This is a genomic window from Luedemannella helvata (genome assembly GCF_039528415.1).
Lineage (GTDB): Bacteria > Actinomycetota > Actinomycetes > Mycobacteriales > Micromonosporaceae > Luedemannella > Luedemannella helvata.
In genome coordinates this window covers 1-1019 of the sequence record NZ_BAAALS010000097.1, presented here as the reverse complement: position 1 = coordinate 1019, position 1019 = coordinate 1, and the positions used below count along the sequence as shown (strand labels likewise).

Below are 1019 nucleotides of genomic sequence, written 5' to 3'. Positions count from 1 at the left end.
GCTCTGGCCGCAGAGGAAGCGGCCGACCGCCAGCAGTCCCCCGAGCCGCAGTTGGCCGGAGAGATCGTCATCCACGGCAGCAACATCCTCATCGACGGCGAACACTTCCCCTGGCTCGTCGCCACCCAGCCCATGGAGATCGGCCTCAACCCCGACGGCGTCAGCACCGTCAGCCTGACCCTGATGGCCGCCACCGTGCAGGTCATCCGCCCCGAACCGCGACCCGAAAGCGAGTAGCCATGGCCACCCGAACCGCGACCAAGCCGGCCGACGACCAGCCGTTCGACTTCAACCTCGACGCCGTCGAATCCGAGGTGGAACTCCGGCCCTTCCGGATCCACTTCAACGGCCGGCGCTGGACCTTCGAACACCTCGAGGGCCTGGACATCTGGGATCTTGTAGAGGCCGCCGAAGGGGGCCAGGTCAAGGCCATGATCGGAATCTTCGAGATCTCCCTCGGTGAGCAGTGGCCGGAGTTCCGAAAGATCAAGCTGCCCCAGTACAAGATGAAGGCCCTCTTCACGGCCTACCAGAAGCACTGCGGTCTTAAGCCGGGGGAATCCGAGGCCTCCGGGAACTGATCCGGAGGCACGGCCGAGCCCTCGAGGCAGACCTTCCGGCAACCTACCCCGGCGTCCGCCTCAAGCACCTTTACACCGGCGAGCTCACATGGCGCGAGCTGGGATCTCTCGTGCAGGGTTTGCCACCTACGTCGCGGCTCCGGACCGCCCTTAACCAAGGACGCGCTGAGCCGACGGCCGAGGCAGTCCTCCTTGCCGACATCTTCGACATGCTCCAGAACGTGGACTGGCACATCGTCGCCAGCAACGTCGACAAGAAGGCCAACCTGCCGAAGGTGCCCAAGCCGTACCCGCGCTGGTGGGCCGCCGGCAAACAGGCCGACGAGGCCAAGCGCGAGGACCGGGTCATCCGCCTCGAGGCCGCCCGTGCCCGCAGGCGCGAGCGCGCCCAGGCAATCGCGGACGGCCGCATCGCCTAACCGGACGGGGGTGGCCTGA

The 1019-nt window shown here is 66.9% G+C and carries 3 protein-coding genes; all 3 read left to right on the top strand.

The window, feature by feature from the left end; genetic code table 11:
* The coding region (locus ABD191_RS28890) for a hypothetical protein (RefSeq protein WP_344089100.1) at positions 1-237 on the top strand (237 nt) is incomplete at its 5' end.
* Positions 238-239: 2 nt separating this feature from the next.
* A complete protein-coding gene (locus tag ABD191_RS28885) occupies positions 240-581 on the top strand; it encodes a hypothetical protein (RefSeq protein ID WP_030900993.1) in 342 nt (113 codons plus the stop codon).
* Between the two features lie 221 nt (positions 582-802).
* Complete coding sequence (locus ABD191_RS28880; protein WP_344089096.1) at positions 803-1000, top strand: hypothetical protein; 198 nt, start codon at positions 803-805, stop codon at positions 998-1000.
* Positions 1001-1019: the final 19 nt, after the last annotated feature.

Bases quoted from the DNA above. Each gene is read 5' to 3' on its own strand.
- ABD191_RS28885 (WP_030900993.1), top strand. From the start codon at position 240: ATGGCCACCCGAACCGCGACCAAGCCGGCCGACGACCAGCCGTTCGAC.